24 protein-coding genes are annotated in these 21,309 nt (G+C 37.1%); 8 read left to right on the forward strand and 16 right to left on the reverse strand.

Annotated elements, in window-relative coordinates; all coding sequences use genetic code 11:
- Positions 1–133: 133 nt before the first annotated feature.
- Positions 134–1,612 carry a potassium/proton antiporter gene (locus AC1DEF_RS09950; protein WP_043982063.1) on the forward strand — a complete coding sequence of 493 codons (1,479 nt, stop codon included), beginning with the start codon at positions 134–136 and terminating at the stop codon, positions 1,610–1,612.
- A 39-nt stretch (positions 1,613–1,651) separates the two neighbouring features.
- Here AC1DEF_RS09950 and AC1DEF_RS09955 read toward each other — a convergent pair whose 3' ends face one another.
- Both AC1DEF_RS09955 and AC1DEF_RS09960 read right to left on the reverse strand, forming a co-directional pair.
- Complete coding sequence (locus tag AC1DEF_RS09955; protein ID WP_043982062.1) at positions 1,652–2,419, reverse strand: polysaccharide deacetylase family protein; 768 nt, start codon at positions 2,417–2,419, stop codon at positions 1,652–1,654.
- Positions 2,420–2,563, reverse strand: a complete 144-nt coding sequence (locus tag AC1DEF_RS09960; protein ID WP_165575249.1) for a hypothetical protein — start codon at positions 2,561–2,563, stop codon at positions 2,420–2,422.
- Between the two features lie 139 nt (positions 2,564–2,702).
- Here AC1DEF_RS09960 and AC1DEF_RS09965 point away from each other — a divergent pair, with 139 nt between their 5' ends.
- Positions 2,703–3,212 carry a hypothetical protein gene (locus tag AC1DEF_RS09965; protein WP_043982061.1) on the forward strand — a complete coding sequence of 170 codons (510 nt, stop codon included), beginning with the start codon at positions 2,703–2,705 and terminating at the stop codon, positions 3,210–3,212.
- Positions 3,213–3,233: 21 nt separating this feature from the next.
- A complete protein-coding gene (locus AC1DEF_RS09970; RefSeq protein ID WP_097823618.1) occupies positions 3,234–3,809 on the forward strand; it encodes a hypothetical protein in 576 nt (191 codons plus the stop codon).
- Between the two features lie 45 nt (positions 3,810–3,854).
- Here the strand turns inward: AC1DEF_RS09970 and AC1DEF_RS09975 are convergent, their stop codons facing one another.
- From AC1DEF_RS09975 to ltaS, 3 genes are all read right to left on the reverse strand, one after another.
- On the reverse strand, positions 3,855–5,000 hold the full coding sequence (locus AC1DEF_RS09975) for a toxic anion resistance protein (protein ID WP_013056731.1): 1,146 nt from the start codon (positions 4,998–5,000) through the stop codon (positions 3,855–3,857).
- Positions 5,001–5,024: 24 nt separating this feature from the next.
- Positions 5,025–5,669 carry a 5-bromo-4-chloroindolyl phosphate hydrolysis family protein gene (locus AC1DEF_RS09980; protein WP_043982059.1) on the reverse strand — a complete coding sequence of 215 codons (645 nt, stop codon included), beginning with the start codon at positions 5,667–5,669 and terminating at the stop codon, positions 5,025–5,027.
- 166 nt (positions 5,670–5,835) lie between these two features.
- The gene (ltaS, locus tag AC1DEF_RS09985) at positions 5,836–7,773 is read right to left on the reverse strand and encodes a lipoteichoic acid synthase (RefSeq protein WP_013056729.1); all 1,938 of its coding nucleotides are present in this window, start codon (positions 7,771–7,773) and stop codon (positions 5,836–5,838) included.
- A 670-nt stretch (positions 7,774–8,443) separates the two neighbouring features.
- On the opposite strand from ltaS, the gene AC1DEF_RS09990 reads away from it, so the two are divergent.
- Positions 8,444–8,896 (forward strand): hypothetical protein, encoded by a 453-nt coding sequence (locus AC1DEF_RS09990; protein WP_013082868.1) that lies wholly within the window; start codon positions 8,444–8,446, stop codon positions 8,894–8,896.
- 2 nt (positions 8,897–8,898) lie between these two features.
- Here the strand turns inward: AC1DEF_RS09990 and AC1DEF_RS09995 are convergent, their stop codons facing one another.
- The gene (locus AC1DEF_RS09995; protein WP_255255716.1) at positions 8,899–9,411 is read right to left on the reverse strand and encodes a glycosyl-4,4'-diaponeurosporenoate acyltransferase CrtO family protein; all 513 of its coding nucleotides are present in this window, start codon (positions 9,409–9,411) and stop codon (positions 8,899–8,901) included.
- A complete protein-coding gene (locus AC1DEF_RS10000) occupies positions 9,354–10,457 on the reverse strand; it encodes a glycosyltransferase family 2 protein (protein ID WP_097823619.1) in 1,104 nt (367 codons plus the stop codon). The genes AC1DEF_RS09995 and AC1DEF_RS10000 overlap by 58 nt, the downstream gene beginning before the upstream one ends.
- Positions 10,458–10,593: 136 nt before the next feature.
- Here AC1DEF_RS10000 and AC1DEF_RS10005 point away from each other — a divergent pair, with 136 nt between their 5' ends.
- A complete protein-coding gene (locus AC1DEF_RS10005) occupies positions 10,594–12,105 on the forward strand; it encodes a phytoene desaturase family protein (RefSeq protein WP_097823620.1) in 1,512 nt (503 codons plus the stop codon).
- A 31-nt stretch (positions 12,106–12,136) separates the two neighbouring features.
- Here the strand turns inward: AC1DEF_RS10005 and AC1DEF_RS10010 are convergent, their stop codons facing one another.
- Positions 12,137–12,889: an SDR family NAD(P)-dependent oxidoreductase gene (locus tag AC1DEF_RS10010; RefSeq protein WP_013082864.1), complete on the reverse strand. Its 753-nt coding sequence runs from the start codon at positions 12,887–12,889 to the stop codon at positions 12,137–12,139.
- A gap of 220 nt (positions 12,890–13,109) precedes the next feature.
- Between AC1DEF_RS10010 and AC1DEF_RS10015 the strand changes: the two genes are divergently transcribed.
- Complete coding sequence (locus tag AC1DEF_RS10015) at positions 13,110–14,483, forward strand: MATE family efflux transporter (protein ID WP_097823621.1); 1,374 nt, start codon at positions 13,110–13,112, stop codon at positions 14,481–14,483.
- An 86-nt stretch (positions 14,484–14,569) separates the two neighbouring features.
- On the opposite strand, the gene AC1DEF_RS10020 is transcribed toward AC1DEF_RS10015, so the two are convergent.
- Complete coding sequence (locus AC1DEF_RS10020) at positions 14,570–14,848, reverse strand: AbrB/MazE/SpoVT family DNA-binding domain-containing protein (protein ID WP_025752053.1); 279 nt, start codon at positions 14,846–14,848, stop codon at positions 14,570–14,572.
- A 374-nt stretch (positions 14,849–15,222) separates the two neighbouring features.
- Complete coding sequence (locus tag AC1DEF_RS10025; protein WP_013056721.1) at positions 15,223–15,603, reverse strand: replication termination protein; 381 nt, start codon at positions 15,601–15,603, stop codon at positions 15,223–15,225.
- Between the two features lie 229 nt (positions 15,604–15,832).
- On the opposite strand from AC1DEF_RS10025, the gene AC1DEF_RS10030 reads away from it, so the two are divergent.
- Positions 15,833–16,267 carry an Hsp20/alpha crystallin family protein gene (locus AC1DEF_RS10030; RefSeq protein ID WP_013082862.1) on the forward strand — a complete coding sequence of 145 codons (435 nt, stop codon included), beginning with the start codon at positions 15,833–15,835 and terminating at the stop codon, positions 16,265–16,267.
- 42 nt (positions 16,268–16,309) lie between these two features.
- Here AC1DEF_RS10030 and AC1DEF_RS10035 read toward each other — a convergent pair whose 3' ends face one another.
- A complete protein-coding gene (locus AC1DEF_RS10035) occupies positions 16,310–17,071 on the reverse strand; it encodes an anti-sigma factor (RefSeq protein ID WP_095379563.1) in 762 nt (253 codons plus the stop codon).
- On the reverse strand, positions 17,068–17,634 hold the full coding sequence (locus tag AC1DEF_RS10040; protein ID WP_025752052.1) for an RNA polymerase sigma factor: 567 nt from the start codon (positions 17,632–17,634) through the stop codon (positions 17,068–17,070). The genes AC1DEF_RS10035 and AC1DEF_RS10040 overlap by 4 nt, the downstream gene beginning before the upstream one ends.
- Before the next feature lie 149 nt (positions 17,635–17,783).
- On the opposite strand from AC1DEF_RS10040, the gene AC1DEF_RS10045 reads away from it, so the two are divergent.
- Positions 17,784–18,182, forward strand: a complete 399-nt coding sequence (locus tag AC1DEF_RS10045) for a thiol-disulfide oxidoreductase DCC family protein (protein ID WP_013082859.1) — start codon at positions 17,784–17,786, stop codon at positions 18,180–18,182.
- A 159-nt stretch (positions 18,183–18,341) separates the two neighbouring features.
- Here the strand turns inward: AC1DEF_RS10045 and proC are convergent, their stop codons facing one another.
- Genes proC through AC1DEF_RS10065 form a run of 4 tightly spaced genes read right to left on the reverse strand, consistent with a single transcriptional unit; the run spans position 18,342 to position 21,116 of the window.
- A complete protein-coding gene (proC, locus tag AC1DEF_RS10050; RefSeq protein WP_029321359.1) occupies positions 18,342–19,145 on the reverse strand; it encodes a pyrroline-5-carboxylate reductase in 804 nt (267 codons plus the stop codon).
- 3 nt (positions 19,146–19,148) lie between these two features.
- Positions 19,149–19,811 (reverse strand): bacillithiol biosynthesis deacetylase BshB2, encoded by a 663-nt coding sequence (gene bshB2, locus AC1DEF_RS10055; protein WP_013056715.1) that lies wholly within the window; start codon positions 19,809–19,811, stop codon positions 19,149–19,151.
- Between the two features lie 23 nt (positions 19,812–19,834).
- Positions 19,835–20,182, reverse strand: coding sequence for a YojF family protein (locus AC1DEF_RS10060; protein ID WP_013056714.1), 348 nt, complete (start codon positions 20,180–20,182; stop codon positions 19,835–19,837).
- Between the two features lie 46 nt (positions 20,183–20,228).
- Entirely contained in the window at positions 20,229–21,116 is an 888-nt protein-coding gene (locus AC1DEF_RS10065; protein ID WP_097823622.1) for a 5'-3' exonuclease, read from the reverse strand.
- Between the last annotated feature and the right edge of the window lie 193 nt (positions 21,117–21,309).

The following is a 21,309-nucleotide window of genomic DNA, read 5'->3' on the forward strand; positions in this document are numbered from 1 at the left end:
AAAAGAGATGTTTATGCATCTCTTTTTTTGATAAGCAGATTTCTCAAGGTTTTAAATCCATTATGCTACAATTATTATAGAGGAACCTCATTTATTGCTTACATAAAAATTTTGAACAAAAGAGGTGTATTTTTTGGATTTTACGGTAGACCATTCAATTCTTTTACTATCTATTCTCCTTGTCATAGGAGTACTTACTGCAAAGTTCTCTACTCGCCTTGGAGTCCCTTCGCTTGTACTCTTTATTATTGTAGGAATGGTTGTTAGCCACTACATCTACTTTGACAATGCTCTTTTAACACAAGGATTCGGAATATTAGCGCTTATCATTATTCTTTTTGATGGAGGCGTGCAGACCAAATGGAAAGATGTTAAACGCGTTGTTCGCCCTTCCGTTTCATTAGCTACTTTCGGAGTCCTCATTACGACAGTTTTAACGGGTGTACTTGCCAAATATATTTTAGGTGTTACTTGGCTTGAAGGCTTTTTATTTGGGGCAATCGTTGGCTCTACAGATGCTGCAGCCGTGTTCTCTGTACTAGGGACACAGAATATCCGCCAAAAATTAAACTCCACGCTAGAAGCAGAATCTGGTTCCAATGATCCGATGGCCATCTTCTTAACCGTTTCTATTATTGAATTAATTCAACATCCGGACTCTCCTATCCTCTCATTAATCCTTAATTTCTTTTGGCAAATGGGAATCGGGCTGGTACTTGGTTTAGTACTCGGAAAAGCATCCGTTTGGATTATTAATCGAATTAATTTGGATTCTTCAGGTCTTTACCCTGTGCTTACATTGTCATTGGCCGCCTTAACCTATGGAATTTCCACATTTGTAGAAGCAAGCGGTCTACTTGCTGTATATGTAATGGCAGTGGTAGTAGGGAATGCAGATCTAACTTATCGTCACACAATTGTCCGCTTTAACGAAGGTTTTGCATGGATGATGCAAATTTTAATGTTTATTTTACTCGGCCTTCTTGTCTTTCCTAATCAACTGCTAGATATCATTTGGCAGGGTATACTGTTATCTCTTTTACTTATGTTTGTCGCTCGTCCACTCGGCGTATTTCTTTCGATGATGTTTGCTAAATATTCTTCCAAAGAAAAACTGTTTATTTCTTGGGCCGGTTTAAAAGGAGCTGTTCCAATTGTATTGGCTACTTATCCTATGATGGCAGGTTTGGAGAACAGCACGCTCATTTTTAACGTCGTTTTCTTTGTTGTCTTAACTTCCGCTCTTCTTCAAGGAGCAACAATCGCTCCTTTAGCCAAATTTCTAAACCTTTCTCAAGGTGAAAAAGAGACGGTTCCTCACAGTCTCGAGCTTGTTTCGATGGGCAAAACCAAAAATGAAATGATTGAGTTGAAGCTCGTGGAACATGCAGATATATCAGGAAAATCGCTTGAAGAACTTCACCTCCCTGAAGACATTTTAGTGACTGCTGTTATTCGAGATGATAAACTACTTACCCCTAGAGGAAATACACAAATTTTTGCAGGTGATACATTATATATTCTTATTTCGAAGAAAAAACGGGATAAAGTAAAAGCATTTTTCCAAAAAAATACGTCTGATGGGGACGAAAGAGAAGGAAAAACTAGTTAAAAAATTGGTTAAAGTCTTTACGAGAAAAACAGCACCCGATTATTGAACGGAGTGCTGTTTTTGCTGTTGCATCAAATAAAGAGATTTATAATTGGGGTGATGTTTTAAAAGTTCTGAGACCGTTACAAATTTATACCCCTCTTCCTTTAACTTCGGTAAAATTTGTTTTAATGCTTCAATGGTTTGGGTTCGATCTCCTCCCGTATCATGAAACAATACAATATCTCCTGACCTGGCATGGTTAAGCACTTGACTTACAATTTTACCTACGCCTGGATTTCTCCAATCAAATGTATCTTGATGCCAAGACCAAAGAATAATGGTATACTGCTGATTTTTAGCAGCTTTTACTACCCGATCGTCATAATAGCCAGTAGGTGGACGAAACAGGTAAGGTTTTATTCCTGTAATAGCTTGTATACGTTCATCCGCTTTTTCAATTTCTTGTTCAATTCTCTCTACTTCCTGGCCCCTTACTTTCAAATGGCTATATGTATGATTAGCAAGTTCATGCCCTTCACGAACTTCTCTTTGAGCAAGCTTGGGAAACGACGTTACTCGATCTCCGACTACAAAAAAAGTTGCTTTGGCACCGTACTCTTGCAATAAATTCAAAATGGTCGGCGTATATTTAGGATCTGGTCCATCATCAAATGTAAGCGCAATTAACTTCTCGTCTTTCATGGGAACTTCCCACACGATATCTCCTTTTTTTTCATAATAAAATCTGCTCTTCTTTGCAGCATCCGCCTGAATACCATAGAAATTAATGGAAACAATAATGATAATTGACAAGTACCATTTCACTCAATGACCTCCTTTTTTGTCTAGGTGTGCTTCATGCGTATTGTCAATAAACGCTTTAATACCAACTGCAAATAATCGTTCATCACCTAAACACACGCGCTGTTGACGGCGATTAGCTGCAGAAGTTGATTTACGGTTTTTCATAGTCTTCTCTCCATTACTAATTAATTGTGTTTTTAGCTTTACCAAAAAGTCAAAAATAAACCTACGGGTTCTAATATGGCGAAAACATTTTTTTATAGTAACTACACGCTGTCTAGCGTTTTGAATAGGAGATATATACATGCGAAAATTTTATTTAGCTTTTCTGTTAATGATAAGCACAACCATGGTTATACTGCCTTCTGTTAAAGCAGTCAGTGAAAGCAATACGAAACATCAGCAGCTGACCGTAAGCGAACAAGGATATTCTCTTTCATTGCCCAATGAATATACGCTTCAAAAAGAAGAGGATGGAAAAGATATTCTTTTTTCAACCAAGACTCCCTATACGTGGATGCGAATTGAAGTCCTTTCCAGGAAAGAAAGTACAAGCAAATCATATCTAGATCGCTCAAAAGAATTATTTGATGACCAGTTTGGAAAATCGTTAAAAATTTCTTCTACATCCCTATTTATTCAGCCTGTTGTGTTTGCATCTACATCCGGGAGTAAAAAAGAAACGGCAAAGCTATATGTACTAAGAGAAACAAAGGGGCACCCTGCTTTAAAAATCACGATGATTACAGCTAAAAATTCTGATGATGAAAAAAAGTTAATTTCAATTGTTAACTCAGTAAAAACGCATGAATGAAAATAGATAAGGAAGCCAGCTATGAAAAAAAAGATATTTCTTGTTTGCTTTATATGTTTGATGAGTGGCTGCTCAACTGCTTTTCGTGAAGAGCTTATTAACACACAAGAAGAAATTCCAAAAGAACGCTTGCCACAGCAAAAGTTCACCTATCCTTACAAAGGAAGCAGCAGAACAGAGGTAGGTTATCTTAAAAGAAGCACCAATCAAAACTATACGCTTTACGTACTAGAAGGATACAAGTTTACAGAAGAAGAGCCACGAAAAGATGTCATTTACAACAAAAAAAATGATGCTTTGTGGATGCGGATTGAAGTGTTTCCACCAAATAAAAGTGTAGAGGAGCTCAATAAAGAAACAAAAAAAATTTTAAGAGCTGGCTTTTCAGAAGTGGCTTCCCTTGATACGCACCTCATTCACCATAACTTAGAGATAGCAGCTGCGTACAAAGCATCAGATGATAAAAGTAACGCATACGGTTTTCTCGTTCGAAAGCAAAATCAACACCCTACTTTCCGATTAACGATCTTTGCTCCTAAATCTGAAAGAGATTTAACTCCGTTTTTAGAAATGGCGAGAACGCTTCAAAATGCATAAAACAGAGAAAAAGTCGGTTTACAAAGTGTGTAAACCGACTTTTTTTTATTTCATATCTAATAGTTTAGTTTTTAAATCTTTTTCCATTTGATACAGCTCTGATTCTGCCTCGGTACGCTTCGTACGTCCTTCTTCTTGTATCTTTAGCACTTCTTCTAACGTGGTAATCAAATCGGACTGCGTTTTTTTCAATGTTTCGATATCGACAATCCCCGCCTCGTTTTCACGAGCTACTTCAATCGTGTTCTGCTTGAGCAGCTCTGAATTTTTAGTAAGCAAGTCGTTTGTTGTCTTAGATACTTGCTTTTGGGCTTCCATTGCTTTCTTTTGGCGTAATAAAGTGGTTGCGATTACTACTTGATTTTTCCAAAGTGGAATAGCTGTTAAAATAGAGCTTTGAATTTTTTCCACAAGGGTCTGATTGACTTCTTGAATTAATCGAATCTGCGGTGCACTTTGAATGGCAATTTGACGGCTCAGTTTTAAATCATGCACTCGTTTTTCTAGCCTATTGATAAATTGATTTAAATCATTGACCTCCTGAGCCATCAAGTAGTCATTTTTTTGAGATGCTGTTTGCTGAAGCTGGGGCAGCGTTTCATTCTGCAGCGCCACTAACTTGTATTCGGCCGCTGCAATGTAGACGTTAAGCGCCTCGTAAAACTGTTTATTTTTATCATATAAGCTATCTAGCATCGTAATGTCTCGATACAGCATTTGTTTTGAGCGCTCTAACTTATCTGCAATTTTATCAATTTCAACATTAATGCTTTGATATTTTGTTAATAAATTTTGAATGGGCCTAGAGACTCCTGAAAATAATCGACCGATGACTCCTTTTTTCTTTGCAGAAAAATCATCGGGATTCACTTGGCGAATCTTACTCATTAAATCTCCTATAACATCTCCTACTGGTCCCGTATCTTTCGTTTGCACATGCTGTAGTACAGATTGAGAAAACTGAGATAGTTCTGACTGAGCTGCTACCCCATACTGTAAGATAGCCTGCTGATTTTTATAATCAATTTGATTTGCGATTTTCTGTGCTTTTTCCTGATATTCCGGTGTCAAATCATCGTATGTGTTTCTTTTTGCAGCGCGAGAGTCCGATTGTACCTGCGGGGTAGGCGACGCAAAAGGATCATCAAGCAGCGCATCTAACGATTGATTTTGATTATATTCTTTCATCATAAAATCCCATCCTTTGCATTTACGTTACTTCGTGCGATTAGTAGCTGTCGGTATATACGGCTGCTCTTCTTCAAATGCTTGTTTTAGCACTTTAAGCTCTACATCTAACGTCAGCTTATCTTGTGAAAGAGCATTTGTTAATAAATGCTCATACTTCCCTGATAACCCGCGCAGCATGTCTTCCGCTTCATGAAGACTTTCTTTTACTTCTATGCTTTTCGTTGGTTTTGATAATAAAAACATATACCTTTCAATGACGGTAACCGTTGATTGTAAGTAGTTCGTAAAAAAAGGCTGAACATCTTTATATCGTGCGGGCTCTTTTTCTACCATTTCAATGATGCTTTTACCTACTTTGTGTAGTTTAGAAAGTTCTGTCCACATATGAACAGACCGAATTTTAAAACGATAGCTTCCAATGGTTCTTAATTGCTTTCTTGCCTCTTTTACTTGATGACGAACGTATGCAATTTCTTCTCTATACGGATTTTGATAATGACGTCGAGCACTGCTCATAATAAAAAACAGGCTCATCACGACCATTACTCCTATACTAATGCCAAAGGATTGAGTCATCGTGGTACTAAATCCAAAATAGCTGACCGGAACGGCTACTGCTCCTGTTGCCCAAATGGCAAGAATCTTTTTTATGATTCGAACGACTTTCATCGCTTTCACTCCTATCTCAAATGTGACCGAACTTTTAAACGTATACATATTATACCATTGTCTTCCCGTCTCTTAAAACGATTACTGTTATAATTTATATACGGATAAAACCTTTAAAGGTTTCACAAAACAAAAAAACAGGCAGCTATTAAAAGCTGCCTGTTTTTTATTGATCTTCGCGCTTGTTGTAATCATACTTCGAGCGTTCAATTGGTTTGAACCCTTCTGGTGTATGAAAGCGGAGTAAATCTCCGTAAACAAGTTTATCTGATAGTTCTAGCTTTTTCTTAACTAGTTCATCATACTTATCATACTGTTTCGCTTCCTTATCTGAAAGCTGCTTGCCCGTTGCGTTGTCATACACTTTCTGATCAACTTTTGTTACCTTAGGTGTAACAAAGTCACCGTTACGGAAAGGTACAACTTGCTGATGTTCTTTTGATAATAAGTCTGTACCAAAGTCAATATAGTCTTTTGTATCAAGACCTAATAAATGCATCACTGTTGGACGAACATCTACGTCTCCGCCATACGTATGATTTACGCCGCCTTTAAGGCCTGGTGAAGTAATAAATAATGGTACGCGCTGCAGTTGAGCTTGTTCAAAATCATTGATGTTTTTACCCATTACTTTGCCCATTGCACGCTTATGGTTTTCAGAAATACCGTAGTGGTCACCGTACATCACGACCATCGTATTGTCTGCTAAGCCAGAGGCCTGTAAATCCTCAAAGAATTGCTTAATTGATTCATCTAAATAACGAGCCGTTTGGAAGTATTGGTCAACTGACTTATCTCCCGTATTGTGAGGTCCAATCGTTTGGTCTTCCTTATCTAGCGGATAAGGGAAGTGGTTTGATAACGTAATGAACTTCGCGCTAAATGGCTGCTTTAAGCCTTTTAGGTACGGCATTGATTCTTTAAAGAATGGTTTATCTTTTAAACCATAGTTCAGCGTATCTTCGTCTGACATATTGTAATAAGCTGAATCAAAGAATTTTTCTACACCCATTGATTTATACATTTCATCACGGTTCCAGAACGATTTTCCATTTCCGTGGAACACAGATGTTGTATAGCCTTGCTGATCTAGAATACCAGATAGCGACTGATAGGTGTTATTTGCTTTTGTTGTAAATACAGAACCTTGAGGTAAGCCGAATAATGAGTTCTCCATCATGAATTCAGCATCTGACGTTTTACCTTGCCCTGTTTGATGGAAGAAGTTATCGAAATACATTGTGTTCTGATCTTTTAGTAGTGAATTTAAGAACGGCGTTACTTCTTCACCATTTAACTTATAACCAATCATAAATGACTGAAGTGACTCTAATGAAATATAGATGACGTTTTTGCCTTTTGCTTGACCGAAATATTCTTTGTTCGGCTCAGCATATGTTGCTTTTGCATAGTTCTCTACCTCAGCCACATCACTGCTATCTGCTAGCGCGCGCTGTGCTGAAGATTTCGAGCTCTGGATGATGTCATAGATCGTATAGTTATACGTTCCTAAATATTTCACTAAATAGTTGCGGTCAAATGTTCTTGTTAATAGTTGAGGACGATCCATTTCCGCTAGTGCGATGTTGGCACTTAAGAATAAAATCCCTGATAAAAATACACCTGTCACAGTACGTCGACTAATTGTTGCTGGTAAGTCAACTTTTTTCCATAGTACTAAAACTAAAAGAATAAAGAAATCTGTGAAGTATAAAATATCAGTTGGGCTAATTAAAGCCATGGCACTGCCGCCTAATTGACCAAAGTTGTTTGACTGAGTCAATACAGGAACAGTAATAAAATCATTAAAGAAGCGATAGTATACTACATTTGCGTACAGGATGAATGAAAGTAAAAAATTCATTCCAAGCAGTGCTCGTACTTTTCCCCGCCCTTTAAATAGTAGTGCAATGGCAAAAAAGAAAATTGCCGAACCAATTGGGTTTATGAAAAGTAAAAACTTTTGCATAAAATTATCTAGCCCTAAGTTAAATTCGATACGATAAACGGTATACGTTTTAATCCAAAACAACAAAACTGCAATTAGAAATAACGGCAGCTGTTTCGAAAAAATATTTTTACCGTTTGTCATGAGCTGTTTCATATTCCCACCTCTGTCTCTATTGAAATTTAAGCTCACTTTTATTTTTATAGTAAATGTAAAAAGAAATCTCCCTTACAAAAAATGTAAGAGAGCTAATCTGTTCTTTCACATTTTAACTCTTTTAAAAAAATTGTCAACACCGCTACGTATAATTTTCACCAAACGTGAGAAAATAACTACTTTCTTATTCCCAGCTATATCGGCTTTCAAACACAAATGTTTCCTATGCTTTTTTTCTTCTCACTATTTAATACGGACAGCTTCTCTTTAAGTTTCACTATTTTATATTTATTTTTTATTTTGTCCACTATACATATAAATTTAACACTTGCCTTAGTTTTCCTTCTCCTTTACAAGAGAATGCATAAAAGCGTTTGTGAATATTTGTTATACCAATACCTCTTATTTTCTTTTCTTTCTACAGTAAACCACATATTTTGAGTTATTTCTTTCTTTAAATTTGAAAAAAATGTGTCAGTTTGCATCGAAAATTTTTATTTTTTTACCTTTTTGTTTATAATATAAATTATAAATATTATTTGAAATTTCAGATCTCTTTAACGTCTGATCTAGAAAGTGCATTTTTTATATAAAATTGGAATGAGTATGGGCTATGCATGCTTGTATACCTAGAAGTTTAAACGTCTTACATTTTTATAAAGGAGAAAAAATGAAAGAATGTATTGTTTTCATTACAAATATTATTAATGTATTGCACGACGGATTAATTTATATTTTTTATTTACTAGGATTTTCTCTTTCAGATAAAGAACTTCACTTCTGGATTATTGGTATTATTGGACTGCTCACGTTTTTAAGCGTTTATATGATCTTTAAATTATTGTCAAAGTGGAAATTTAGTATTACAGCTATTTCTTTTATCTATACCCTTACCGTTATGCTTGTCTTAGTTTTTGCCATTGAAATTCAGCAAGGAATTACCACCCGGGGCAATATGGAATTTGATGATGCCATAGCAGGTTTATGGGGATTTTTAGTCTTTTTTAGTATTTATATCGCCTTTGCTTCTTTTTTTCTTTTATCCAAGAGGTTGTTGTCTTCGAATAAGGAGAAAAAAATAAAAACCGAGGCCCCTACTCGGAGCCAAAGGCACGTGAATTAATTTCATTTGAGTTTCAAAACGACTTGATGAATTCGTATTCGATTATATCGTTGAACCAAAATAAACGGTACGTTTGCGACAATCGCATAAATAACCATCCAAACACCTATAGAAGGAGAGTTCCATATAAAAAAAAGAATAGAAGGAAGTATGCTGATCCAGTGAGTTAACTCTGCTCGATTTGTTTCAATTAAAAAAAGCTGTGCATATTCCTTCGTTCTACTCTCCCATTTCTTTTTATAAAATCCTCGTTTAAATAGCTTTCCTGCATCAGGAAGCCACGTTTTCCATCGGTGCACCCCGAATTTTTTATATATCCCAACTGTTTCCCAGCTTTGAACCTTAAACAGCGCAAGGTCCTTCTTTAAATAAAAGGCAGAAATTTTTGTGCATCTGTAGGCGATCAACATGTGAATCACAAACCATGCCATGATATTAATTAAGAGGTGAGCACCTGTCATTTTATCACTTTCTTCTTTTTTTCTTCTTCTATAGATATGCTGCGTTCTTTCCATTTAACTTGCTTTCTCACCGCCGTTTGGACGAAAGACCATACGAATAGACCCAGAAAAAACAGTACATGAATAGGAAATAAGCACAAAGAAAAAAAAGGAAACGAACCTATTTTCCTTAAGCTATTAAATAAGAGGCTTACATAGCAAACATAGCTGCTAATTGCCAAGCCTGCATGTTGATTCCATAGAGTAGGTAAAAAAAGGATATAATTAATCATGCTAGTAAGCCACAAGCTTACTAGAAATAAATAAATGGCTTCCGTTTTCCCCGCACCTGAAGCAAAACTTTTACTCCACCCTCTTATAAGGCTTTTCATACCATTTGGATACATGCGCATGGAAAGAGCTCCCTGTCCACTCATACACGTAATAAATTCACCTTGTTTGTTCATTTTCTCAACCAGCGCCATATTTTCAACCACTTCTTTTTTTATCCCTTCGTGGCCTCCGCTTTGAAAGTAGGAGGCTGCGCTGCAAAGCAAGCACTGCCCGAAACCGACAGAAGGACTTTTCCAATTTTTAAAGGGGTGAAACGCGCCAATCGATGCAAACGTAACATAGTGAAATAAAGCAGAAAGCATTTCATAAGGCCTCTTAACAAGGTGATAAGGATGAACCGACAGCACACCCCCTTGCTGTTGATAATAGAAAAATACTTTTTCAATTCCGTCTTTCTCTACTGTAATATCAGCATCTAAAAACAAAAGCACCGAGCCTTTTGCTTCTCGTGCTCCATTCCAGCATGCCCATGACTTTCCTAGCCACCCAGCTGGAAGTGCGCCCGGTTGCACTACTTTTACGCCAAATGCTTTGGCTACCCTCTCAGTATTATCTGTTGAGTTGTCATCTACAACAATCACTTCAAAGTCAGCGTTCCGTAACTGGAGTGACTGCAATAAAAAGGTAAGGTTTCTTTCTTCATTTCTAGCTGGAATAATAATGGACAAACATGACATATTGTTTCTTACTATTTTTACACGTTTAAATGTAGGGATAGTGATGACAAGCGTAGCTGTCAAGACAAGAGCAACCAGTAAAAAAGACATCCTTTTCTCCTTTCCTTCACGTATGAAAATTAGCAAACTGGACAAAATAAAAAGTTGTAGACCTATTTTTATTTTGCGTGAAGTCATTTTATACACATTGTTGACAACTCGCTTTTGTTTTATAAGGAGGAAAAAGATGAAAAAGAAAGTAATTGTTGTAGGCGCAGGTTTAGGTGGTCTGTCAGCTGCTATTCGTCTGTCAGCTGATGGATATGATGTAACAATCGTTGAAAAAAGCGAGCGAATTGGCGGTAAGTTAAATATTCGCAGCGGCAAAGGATTTTCTTTCGATACGGGACCTTCTATTTTAACAATGCCGTGGGTGCTAGAGCAGCTGTTTGACAGTGCAGGCCGCAATATCCACGACTACTTAACAATAGAACGAATTGAGCCTCAGTGGAGAACTTTTTTCCAAGATGGAACACAAATTGATTTGACCAGTGACCTTCCTCGCATGCTTCAGCAGCTTCAAGAACTTGCTCCAGAAGACATTGAAGGTTTTTTTGACTATTTATCTTATGCAAATAAAATGTATGAATCGAACTTAAAAAGTTTTTATAAAAAAAGTTTATCTGGACTTCACGATTTACGAACGATGCACACGGTAAAAGAACTGCTTCAAATGGATCCAATGAGGTCTATGGATGCTACTACACGCAAATATTTTTCAAACAAACATTTGCGTCAATTGTTTAATTTTTTAATTATGTACATCGGTTCTTCTCCTTATCATGCACCAGCTGTATTAACGCAGCTTGCTCACGTTCAGCTAGGATTAGGTATTTATTACGTAAAAGGCGGAATGTACAAAATTGCTGAAGCGATGGATAAGCTCCTTCAAGAACTTGGCGTCACTGTGCATCTAAATACGCCGGTAAAAGAAATCACAACAAGCGGAGCGAAGGCAACTGGAATTACACTAGAAAACGGTGAAAGCCTATCAGCAGATATTGTGGTATCTAATCTAGAAGCAATTCCAACTTACCGCTATTTATTAAAAAATCATGCGCAAGCAGCTAAGCAAACTCAGCAGCTTGCAAAATTTGAACCTACTGTTTCTGGCCTTGTTCTTTTATTAGGGGTTAACAAACAGTACAAGCAGCTTCAACATCATAATTTCTTCTTCTCAAAGGATCAGAAAGAAGAGTTTGATACAATCTTTAACAAAGGTCAAGTAGCCATGGATCCGACAATTTACATTGGCGTATCGTCTAAATCAGACCCTACGCAAGCTCCTGAAGGAAAAGAAAACCTGTTCGTTCTTACTCATGTACCTCCTTTAAAAGAAGGCGACGACTGGGCTGCATTAAAAGACCGCTATCGTGATGTCGTATTGAAAAAGCTTGAGGCAATGGGATTAGAAGACTTACGTTCAAGCATTGAGTTTGAATATACGTTTACTCCTACCGATATCGAGGAGCTTTACGGTGCTAACGGCGGGTCCATTTATGGCGTAGCAACTGACCGTAAGAAAAATGGAGGTTTTAAAATTCCGGCAAGAAGTCAGCTTCTTTCTAACCTTTATTTTGTAGGCGGCTCTACACATCCTGGAGGCGGCGTGCCAATGGTGACATTATCTGGCCAGCTTACAGCGGACGCAATTAATGAAGATTTCCATATTCCTCCTATGCAAAAAGATATTGGATAATGAAAAAGTGCAGGAAATTCCTGCACTTTTTTTAAAAGTTCATTTTTGACTGTCCACCGTCTACGTTTAACGTCGCACCAACTATCCATGAAGCTTTAGAAGATGCTAAAAAGGCAACGGCGTTTGCCACTTCTTCCGGCTCTCCAAAGCGCCCTGCTGGTATTTCGTTTTCAACAAATTGCTTAATCTTTTCCGGATTTTCATCCATTCTTTTTTTCCAATTACCCGTTTCATGCAAAATGCTTCCCGGCGCTACTCCATTTACACGAATTCCTTTAGAAATCATTTCATCTGCAAACGACTTTGTAAAGCTGATAAGTGCTGATTTTGCGTTATTGTACGTGACTTTCCCTCCACTTTCCCTTCCGAAAATAGACGTAACATTAACGATTGCCGCATCTTTTGTCATACGCGTCGCTGCTAGCTTGCTCAAGTGGACAGCTGAAAAGTAGTTAAGCTCCATTGCTTCTTTGAAAAGGGATAAATCTGTTTCCATCGCGGTGCTTCCATTACTTCCTCCAGCGTTATTAATTAAAATATCAATGCTTCCGAAGTCGTTAATGAACTTCTCAATTAATGCAACTCTGTCTGATTCGTTTGTTAGGTCTGCTGTATATGTACGCACGTTTTCTAATTCTGACTGTGCATCCTGTAACGCTTCCTCTCCTCTTGCCGCAATTCCAACGTTTGCTCCTTCTTGAATAAACAAAGCAGCAATAGCCTTCCCAATTCCTTTTGACCCGCCGGTAATAAGTACATTTTTACTTTGCAACTGTAAATCCACACGTATCCCTCCACGTTAAATGATAATTACTATACTTTCTATCATAGCTCACTGCATGTCAAAATTAAAATCATATACTGTTTTACCTTTTTACTCCTTTTAAATCACCGCGTTTTATGGATACATTCTTTGAATTTATTGTCAGAACTCTTAGCAAAAACAAGCCACGGCGTGATATAATGCTTTTTGGTGTAAATGTTTTCAAATTGGGGGTTTTTTAATGCAACAAACGTTTTCAACGTCTCAAAAAGTTAAGCAGTTCGTTTTTATTTTATTTCCGATATTGGTCACCCAGTTTGGAATGTTTTCAATGACTTTTTTTGATACGATGATGTCAGGAAGGGTAAGTGCAGATGACTTGGCAGGGGTAGCAATTGGTTCAAGCTTATGGGTACCTGTTTTTACAGGGCTAAGCGGAATTTTAATGTCTATTACGCCAATTGTTGCACAGCTTGTCGGAGCTAATCAAAAGAAAAAAGTTCCGTTCTCCGTCATTCAAGGGCTTTATGTCTCCATTTTAATGGCCGTTGTTATTATTTTAATCGGCTTTTTTGTTGTTGATCCTATTTTAAAAGGGATGAATTTAGAAGCAAACGTAATGCGCATTGCCAAACAGTATTTAATTGCTTTATCTTTTGGTATTATTCCGCTTTTTATTTATACGGTTTTACGAAACTTTATTGATGCTTTAGGGCAAACTCGTACGTCTATGCTTATCACCATTTTAGGGCTTCCGGTTAATGTAGCTTTAAACTATGTATTAATCTTCGGTAAGCTGGGCTTTCCCCACTTGGGTGGAGTAGGCTCTGGTTATGCAACTGCCGTTACGTATTGGTGCATACTCATTGTATCCATTGTAATTATTCATAAAAAAGAACCTTTTTCTAACTTCGATTTATTTAAAAGATTTCATTGTATCTCTTTTTCTACTTGGAAAGAAATATTAAAAATTGGTTTACCTATCGGTTTTTCGGTCTTTTTCGAAACAAGTATTTTTTCAGCCGTCACGCTGTTTATGAGCTCGTATAATACCATTACGATCGCTTCTCACCAAGCAGCTATTAATTTTGCCTCATTTCTCTATATGATTCCGCTGAGTATTTCTATGGCTTTAACGATTGTTGTGGGATTTGAAGCGGGTGCTAAGCGTCATCAAGATGCACGAAGCTATAGCAGGATCGGTGTAACTATCGCTGTTGGCATGGCTTTTGTTTGTGCAGGTCTTTTATTTACTCTTCGAGAATCAGTAGCTTCTTTGTATACAAAAGATGCAGAGGTACTCGCATTAACTTCTCATTTTTTGATTTATGCAATTTTCTTTCAGCTTTCTGATGCTCTTCAAGCTCCTATTCAAGGCGCTCTGCGAGGATATAAAGATGTAAATGTTACCTTTTTAATGTCCTTGGTATCTTATTGGGTAATTGGTCTACCTTTAGGCATTGTTTTAGCAAAATACACCGATTTGCAGGCGTTTGGCTATTGGATTGGACTAATTGCGGGGCTTGCTGCAGGCGCAACAGGACTTGCGTATCGTTTGATAAAAATACAAAAAAAACAGCTGCTAGAGGAGAATAAATCTTCTCGAACGGCTTAAACAAAAAAAGAACGTTCTCAAAAGAACGTTCTTTTTTTGTTTAAAGATGGATTGATACTCTTCCTTATACTAAGGCCTAAAACTTCTTATTTATTTAAGGTACGCTCTAACTCTTGTAAAAGCTGTTCCGCACCTTTTTTACTTAACACAACGTTTCCATTCCCAAAGGTTAAGTTTTCACGCGTAATTTCCCCAGTTACTAAGCAAGCACCATACGGGCTATACTTTTGTAAAATAATAATATCTTCATCAACATATATTTCTACTGGATCACCTGTGTTGATATTTAAAATGCGGCGCAATTCAATAGGAATTACTACGCGACCCAATTCATCTACTTTTCTTACAATTCCTGTAGACTTCATAAAATCCATTCCTTTCATAGTAAACAAATAATATCTTCTCGATACAAATCTAGTCAAATTCGTCAGAGTTGCTAAAACCAAAATGCTTGAATGATGGTCTGATAACGGTTTATAAGTTCTTAAAATATGGCAAATAACGCATTAAATAGATTTATATACACTTTGTATCATATCAATTCGTACACTATTTATGAATAGTGCATAATCTTTAAAATCGAATTCATCCATATATGTTAAAAGTGTGTATTTTATCCATAATATAACTATATATCCATCTTTTACACTACTTTGTACCCATTTTATAACTTTTATTCCGACATAAGACGACAAAATCAGCTATAGAAAAAACGTGTCTTTTCTACCTAAAGACACGTTCATTTGGACCCGAAGTTGTCACGAATAGCTTTTTGAATCATAGCTTCACACCGCTCCAGCTCTACTTTTAATTGTTTTTTATATAATTTAGCTTTCTCTTCTCCCTCATTTGTAAATGTATAATAAACCACTTCTTGAAGCTTCATTCCTTCTTTTTTACGCTTCACCTGTTTGAGGACACCGTCTTCAATCAAGTCATGAAGGGCTTTGTATACTTCAGAATGATTAGGTTTGAATCCAAAAGGTCGAAATTCATCTCTTAACACATCTAATAACCGAAGGCCATACAGACGCTCTTGTTCTGTCATCGTAATCATATATAATTTTAAGAAAGCACGTTGTTTTAATAGAAAACCACTGGATGTACGCTTTTCTCTCATCTCAACTTCCTCCTTCACATACTTGCTTTCATTCAGGATAATAGAAAGCTCTATACGTAATTATACTTTTTTTATTCTACATAATCCTTCTTTTTCACTCAAAATCTCTTTTTTTTCTCACATTTTTTCACTTATTTACGTGTTTTTCTCATTTTTTGTAAGCAGGCATTGAATTTTCTTTTTTTCATATATATAGAAGGAATTTACGTGAATATAAGGAGGGTTTCCTTTGAGTAAAAAATATGAAGAGATTGATTGGGGTTCGATTCAGCATAAGGTAGAAGATATGCTTGGAAATCACTTTTGGAGCGATTTAAATCACATCTTGCCCAAGCGATTTCCAAACGTCGACTTATATGAAACCGATAAAGAAGGCATTATCGTCGTTGAGGTTCCTGGACTGCATTCAACTAACGACATTCAAATCAAGTTGGACGCAAATATATTAACAGTTGAAGGAAACGTTCCTTATGCTTATGAAGCATCTAAACAAAAGTTAAAGCTCAACGAACGCCATACAGGCGTATTTTCTCGCACGGTCAAACTTCCTTTTCACTACACAGACGAACCAGTTCGCGCTAAGTACAAAAATGGATTATTGGAAATTCGACTGAATAAGATAGAAAATGATCAAACCATTGCCATACAATTTGAAGATGATTAACTGCACGTAACAAAAACCCTTCTGTTAGCAGAAGGGTTTTTGTTAGAGCGCTGAACTTAACACAATGTTTCCTTTTGGCGTCTTATTATTCGCGTTCGGTTCTAAAGTAATCGCCATAACATCCCACTTTTCAGTCTGTTCTTTTTGGCTCATCGTATAGACCACTGTCCCGTTTCCATTTTTATCTGTTACAAAAGCACCTGCCGGATGAGGCTTATCACCTTTTATGAGCCACACCTGATAGACTTCATTCCCCTTTACGTTTTTCAAGTTATTCGCTTGAATAACCACATTTAGATTTCCACCTTTTTTCGTAAGAGATGCTGTTGCTTCGCCAGAAATGTTCGGCTCTGCCTGCAGCTTCATTGTTTTTTCAGATGTAAGAGGTTCGTTTTGAGGAGCAACCGAAACATTTGGCTCTTGTTTGCCTTTGTCCCCATCTTTCAACAGAAAGTAGCTGTTTCCTGCAAGGGATAAAAGAAGTGCCGCAGCTAATCCAATAATGATGGACTTTTTATTTGATTTCTTAGACGCAGCATGTTGTTTTTCATTTTTTAAAGCGATTGGTTCTCTCTTTGTCTCACCTTGTTCTTCTTCGAATACATTCGCAAGTATTCGCTGTTTCATTTCTGGCGGAGGAGATTGTTCTGGTGTCAAATACGTTAGATCTCCAAGAACTTCCTCCAGCTCTCTTAGTTCTTCTTGACAGCTTTGACAGTTTTTCAAGTGCATTTCAAACTCTTTTTTCTCATGGGAAGTCAACTGATCATTATAGTAATCAATTAGTTTATTGCACATACTCATGAATCAGCTCTCCCTTCTGCATCAGTACCTAAATATGTTTTTAATTTCCGCAACGCTAATCGCACCCTACCCTTTACTGTTCCTAATGGGATTTGCTGCTCTTCTGCTACTTTTTGCTGCGTTAATCCCTTAAAATAAACGGATTGAATAATCTTTTTTTGGTCTTCAGACAATTTTGATACAGCGTGCCGCACTCTCTGCTGTTCTTCTTTCCACTGAAGCTGCTCGTCAATCTGAGGATGATCATCTTCAATAAAATCAAAAATTTCTTCTGAGAAAATAGGATCGTTTTTTCTTTTTCTTACAATATCAATCGCGGTGTTTCTTGTAATCGTAAACAGCCATGATGAAAACTTCCCTTTTTCATCGCTGTAAACTCCTTTTCCTCTCCACAGCTTAATAAACACTTCTTGAACAGCTTCTTCAGCAATATCAGAGCTATTTGTTAACCGGTATATAAACGAATAAAGAATTCGCTCATACTTGTCATACAGCAGTTCAAGGGCTTTTTTGTCTCGTTCTTTTATTCTATTGTATAAGACAACGTCGTTTTGCTCTTTCATACCCTTCTCCTTTAACTCTTATGAGTCCTTATTATATAATCGAATTACCTTTGAATTTGGATCACTTTCACATCTTTTAAACGTACCTTTATTTTTCAAAAATGACAAGTAATTATACTTTTTTTATGGAATAGGAGCGAAATCGTCCAATGAAACATTTAATTCTTTTTGATGGTATATGTAATTTATGTAATAGCAGTGTTCAATATATTATTAAACATGATGAACAAGCTTTGTTTTCTTTCGCTTCTCTTCAATCAGATTTCGGAAAGCAGCAGCTAGCCTCTCACGGCTTACTTCCTGAGCAATTAGACAGCATTGTATATATTCATGGAAACCAAAGATATGTAAAATCAACGGCTGCTTTAAAAATCGCCAAGCGCTTAGATGGACCCGTTAAATTTTTATATGCTTTCATTATCATTCCTGCACCTATTCGAGATATAGTATACAACTGGATCGCTCGCAACCGATATAAGTGGTTTGGCAAACAGCAGCACTGCATGCTCCCAACTTCTGATATGAAAAAGCGGTTTGTTGATGACTAAAAAAGTTTGGGCCATAGAGAAAAAACAGTTCCAAAGAGGAATATATGTATGTTAAGGAAGTCTATTCATTAAAAAATCCGAACTGATTCAACATTCCAATGAAAGAATGCTGAACTATAGTTCGGATTTTTCAGCTAACATATGGTTGTACGAGCTTTTTTAGCTTCCACCCATTGCTTTCTTATTCGTTGCTTCAATTGCCTGCTTTATTATTAGGGAAAAGTCTTGTTCTTTCATCACTTTTAACCCTTCGGCAGTAGCGCCGCCTGGAGTTGTTACTTGCTCTCTTAAAGACGCAGGATCTTTGGTTTCATGCAGCATTTGTACAGAGCCATACATCATTTGAATAACTAAATCTTTGGCTGTTTTTTCGTCCACACCGTAAGCAGTAGTTGCATCAATTAACGATTCTGCAAAATAATATAAAAACGCCGGTGCACTGCCAGTTACAGCCGTTAGCTCATGTACTTCTTTCTCTGAACACTCATGCGCTTCACCAATTCCTTTTAAAATCATTTGAAGCACTTCTTTATGCTCTTTTGTGGCAGAAGTTCCAAGTGTATATAGTGACATCGATTGTCCAATCATAGCAGCTGTATTTGGCATAATCCAAGCGACAGGCGTATCCTGCGGAAGATGACTTTCTAAGTAACTCGGACCAATCCCTGCCGCTAACGTTACGACAAATTGTTGATTTAAATGAGTTGAAAGTTCCTTGAGCACGGAAGGATGGGCCTCGGGAGGCATCGCTAAAATAATAACATCCGAATTGTCAACTTCTTGGCGCCAATTTTGCGTCGTTTGTACGCCGTACGTTGTTTCAACACGCTGTAACCGCTCAATATCTCCGTTGTTTGACATCACCACTGCCTCAATACTGTCAGCGCTGCTCGTAACCAAACCAGCCGCTACAGCTTCAGCCATTCGTCCTGCTCCAATAAATAAAATTCGCTGTTTTTTCATCTGTTACTCCCAGTTATATGTCCAGAATTCTTCTCTAGTTAATAAACGTTCCATTTGCGGATAGTCAGATAAGCGATCGAAGTCAATTGCGTTCATCATTCCTTCTGTTTGAGAACGATGGGCTTTTAACGCTTCAATTTTTTTATCTTTCATCGCTGTTACATCAAAAATAACATCTGGTTCTCCAATATGTTCAATACGATCTTTCGAAAACGCATGACACCAAACAACCGGACGCTTTTCTTTTGGCATACGTTTTACCGCTTGAATCGTAGCTGCACCCGTAGCATTATGATCAGGGTGTACCGCAAAGCCAGGGTAATGTGTTAAAATGTGAGTCGGCTTTACATCGTTAATGATTTCTTCAATTTTATCTGCAAAAACATCAATATCAAGAAATTCCAGCGTTTTATCACGAAGCCCTAGCATACGCAAGTCTTGAATATCTAAAACGTTCGCTAAATCTAAAAGTTCTTTTTTTCGGATTTGAGGTAAAGTTTCACGGTTAGCAAACAGCGGTCTACCCATATTTCGTCCCATTTCACCTAGCGTAACACAGGCATATGTAACGGGCGTTCCTTTTTGTCTAGCTTGCGTGATCATTCCTGCTGCTCCATACGCTTCATCGTCAGGATGCGGAAATACAATTAATAATCTTTCTTCCATGTTCTATTCTCCTCTCTTTTCTGTTATGAAAACGGATGTTCACTTAATTGAAGGGCAACTGCTAAACGACCTTCAAAGTCATGCCCAGCTAGAAGAAGTCGGCCTTCTTCATCAATTTCCCAATCTGTTAATCCCTCTGCATAAATCCATCCTAAATCAATTTGAAGACCTACACGATAAGGACCTTCTCCAGTTATCTTTCCGTTTGAAATAGTGACTTTACCATTGCGAATAAAAGCCCCAACTGTCATTACTTTTTCATTTACGTGTGAAGCATATGCACCGTTTGTCGTTTCAAGGTGTACATATACGTCTTTATTTAAAAATGTTTGTATTTTTTTTTGGACTGTTTCTTTATGAATTGGTTGCACGCTTGTTACTCCTTTCTCATGTTCATAAATTGTATTGTACTAAAAATCATGAGCGAATCCTAATGTTTAGTTCTAGACTTTGAATTTCTTTATTCCATCGTTCATAATCATACATAAATGTTAAATATCCCCAATTCAACATACTGATTTCTTGAATGTCTATAATAATCTCAGCAAGTTCACGACTAAGCATACCTAGTTCTTTTCCTTCGGCCAGCTTTTTTTTGTAACGATTAAAAGCTGGATCTAATTGTTCAATTTGTGCATAAATTTCATGGATAGAGCCATATTGTTGAATAAGAGGCAGTGCGGCTTTTTCTCCTACACCAGGAACACCCGGAATATTGTCCGATTTGTCACCAAGCAATGCTTTTACGTCCACCCATTGACGAGGATGAATATTGTATTCTTCTTGAAAGTGCTTGAAGCCATAAACAAGATCGCCAACCTGCTTTTTGGCAATAATTTGCGAAATATGTTGATCTAGGAGCTGAAGCAAGTCTCGGTCATTGCTATAGATGTACCCTGGACTTTGCTTTTCCTTGCTCCACTTGCTTGCAAGTGCTCCAATTAAATCATCTGCTTCATAAGAAGACAATGACATTTGATAAATGCCTACTGTGTCAAAAAATTGTTTTAACGTTTCATACTGCTGAATCAGCGGCTCAGGCAGCTCTGCTCTTGTTTGCTTATATAGGGCGTATGTATCTTTACGTTTTGTATCCTCACGCTTAACATCCCAAGCGACGAAAATATGGCTTGGCTCATATTGGTGAATCAATGCATGCATTTTTTGAATCGTTACTCTCAGGGCATTCGTAAATTGGCCCTTACTATTTCTTGTCAACGCTGCTTCATCTCTGCCATAAGAAGTAGCAAAATAACAGCGGCTTAATAAATTAAATCCATCAATTACTAATAGTGTTTCGTTCACATAGTCACGTCCTTTGAAAACTTTGCTCCTTTAGCTTTTAGAGCACACATACTATAGCACTTGTTCTTTGCACGCGTCAATGAAGCGTACAAAGCTCAAAACACGCCCATTTTTTTCTCTCAATGTAAATGTAGTATAAAGATGTTAAATTGTTGTTATGATTTATTCGTTTGGCTTTTAGAACTTTTGACTA

Source organism: Priestia sp. 10L35 (assembly GCF_056395685.1).

Bases quoted from the DNA above. Each gene is read 5' to 3' on its own strand.
- AC1DEF_RS10005 (WP_097823620.1), top strand. From the start codon at position 10,594: ATGAAAAAGAAAGTAATTGTTGTAGGCGCAGGTTTAGGTGGTCTGTCA.
- bshB2 (WP_013056715.1), bottom strand. From the start codon at position 19,811: ATGGAAGAAAGATTATTAATTGTATTTCCGCATCCTGACGATGAAGCG.
- AC1DEF_RS10045 (WP_013082859.1), top strand. From the start codon at position 17,784: ATGAAACATTTAATTCTTTTTGATGGTATATGTAATTTATGTAATAGC.
- AC1DEF_RS09990 (WP_013082868.1), top strand. From the start codon at position 8,444: ATGAAAGAATGTATTGTTTTCATTACAAATATTATTAATGTATTGCAC.
- AC1DEF_RS09960 (WP_165575249.1), bottom strand. From the start codon at position 2,563: ATGAAAAACCGTAAATCAACTTCTGCAGCTAATCGCCGTCAACAGCGC.
- AC1DEF_RS09970 (WP_097823618.1), top strand. From the start codon at position 3,234: ATGAAAAAAAAGATATTTCTTGTTTGCTTTATATGTTTGATGAGTGGC.
- AC1DEF_RS10035 (WP_095379563.1), bottom strand. From the start codon at position 17,071: ATGAGTATGTGCAATAAACTAATTGATTACTATAATGATCAGTTGACT.
- AC1DEF_RS10040 (WP_025752052.1), bottom strand. From the start codon at position 17,634: ATGAAAGAGCAAAACGACGTTGTCTTATACAATAGAATAAAAGAACGA.
- AC1DEF_RS09980 (WP_043982059.1), bottom strand. From the start codon at position 5,669: ATGAAAGTCGTTCGAATCATAAAAAAGATTCTTGCCATTTGGGCAACA.
- AC1DEF_RS10020 (WP_025752053.1), bottom strand. From the start codon at position 14,848: ATGAAGTCTACAGGAATTGTAAGAAAAGTAGATGAATTGGGTCGCGTA.
- ltaS (WP_013056729.1), bottom strand. From the start codon at position 7,773: ATGAAACAGCTCATGACAAACGGTAAAAATATTTTTTCGAAACAGCTG.
- AC1DEF_RS09975 (WP_013056731.1), bottom strand. From the start codon at position 5,000: ATGATGAAAGAATATAATCAAAATCAATCGTTAGATGCGCTGCTTGAT.
- AC1DEF_RS10000 (WP_097823619.1), bottom strand. From the start codon at position 10,457: ATGTCTTTTTTACTGGTTGCTCTTGTCTTGACAGCTACGCTTGTCATC.
- AC1DEF_RS10025 (WP_013056721.1), bottom strand. From the start codon at position 15,603: ATGAGAGAAAAGCGTACATCCAGTGGTTTTCTATTAAAACAACGTGCT.
- AC1DEF_RS09995 (WP_255255716.1), bottom strand. From the start codon at position 9,411: ATGGAAAGAACGCAGCATATCTATAGAAGAAGAAAAAAAGAAGAAAGT.
- AC1DEF_RS10015 (WP_097823621.1), top strand. From the start codon at position 13,110: ATGCAACAAACGTTTTCAACGTCTCAAAAAGTTAAGCAGTTCGTTTTT.
- AC1DEF_RS09965 (WP_043982061.1), top strand. From the start codon at position 2,703: ATGCGAAAATTTTATTTAGCTTTTCTGTTAATGATAAGCACAACCATG.
- proC (WP_029321359.1), bottom strand. From the start codon at position 19,145: ATGAAAAAACAGCGAATTTTATTTATTGGAGCAGGACGAATGGCTGAA.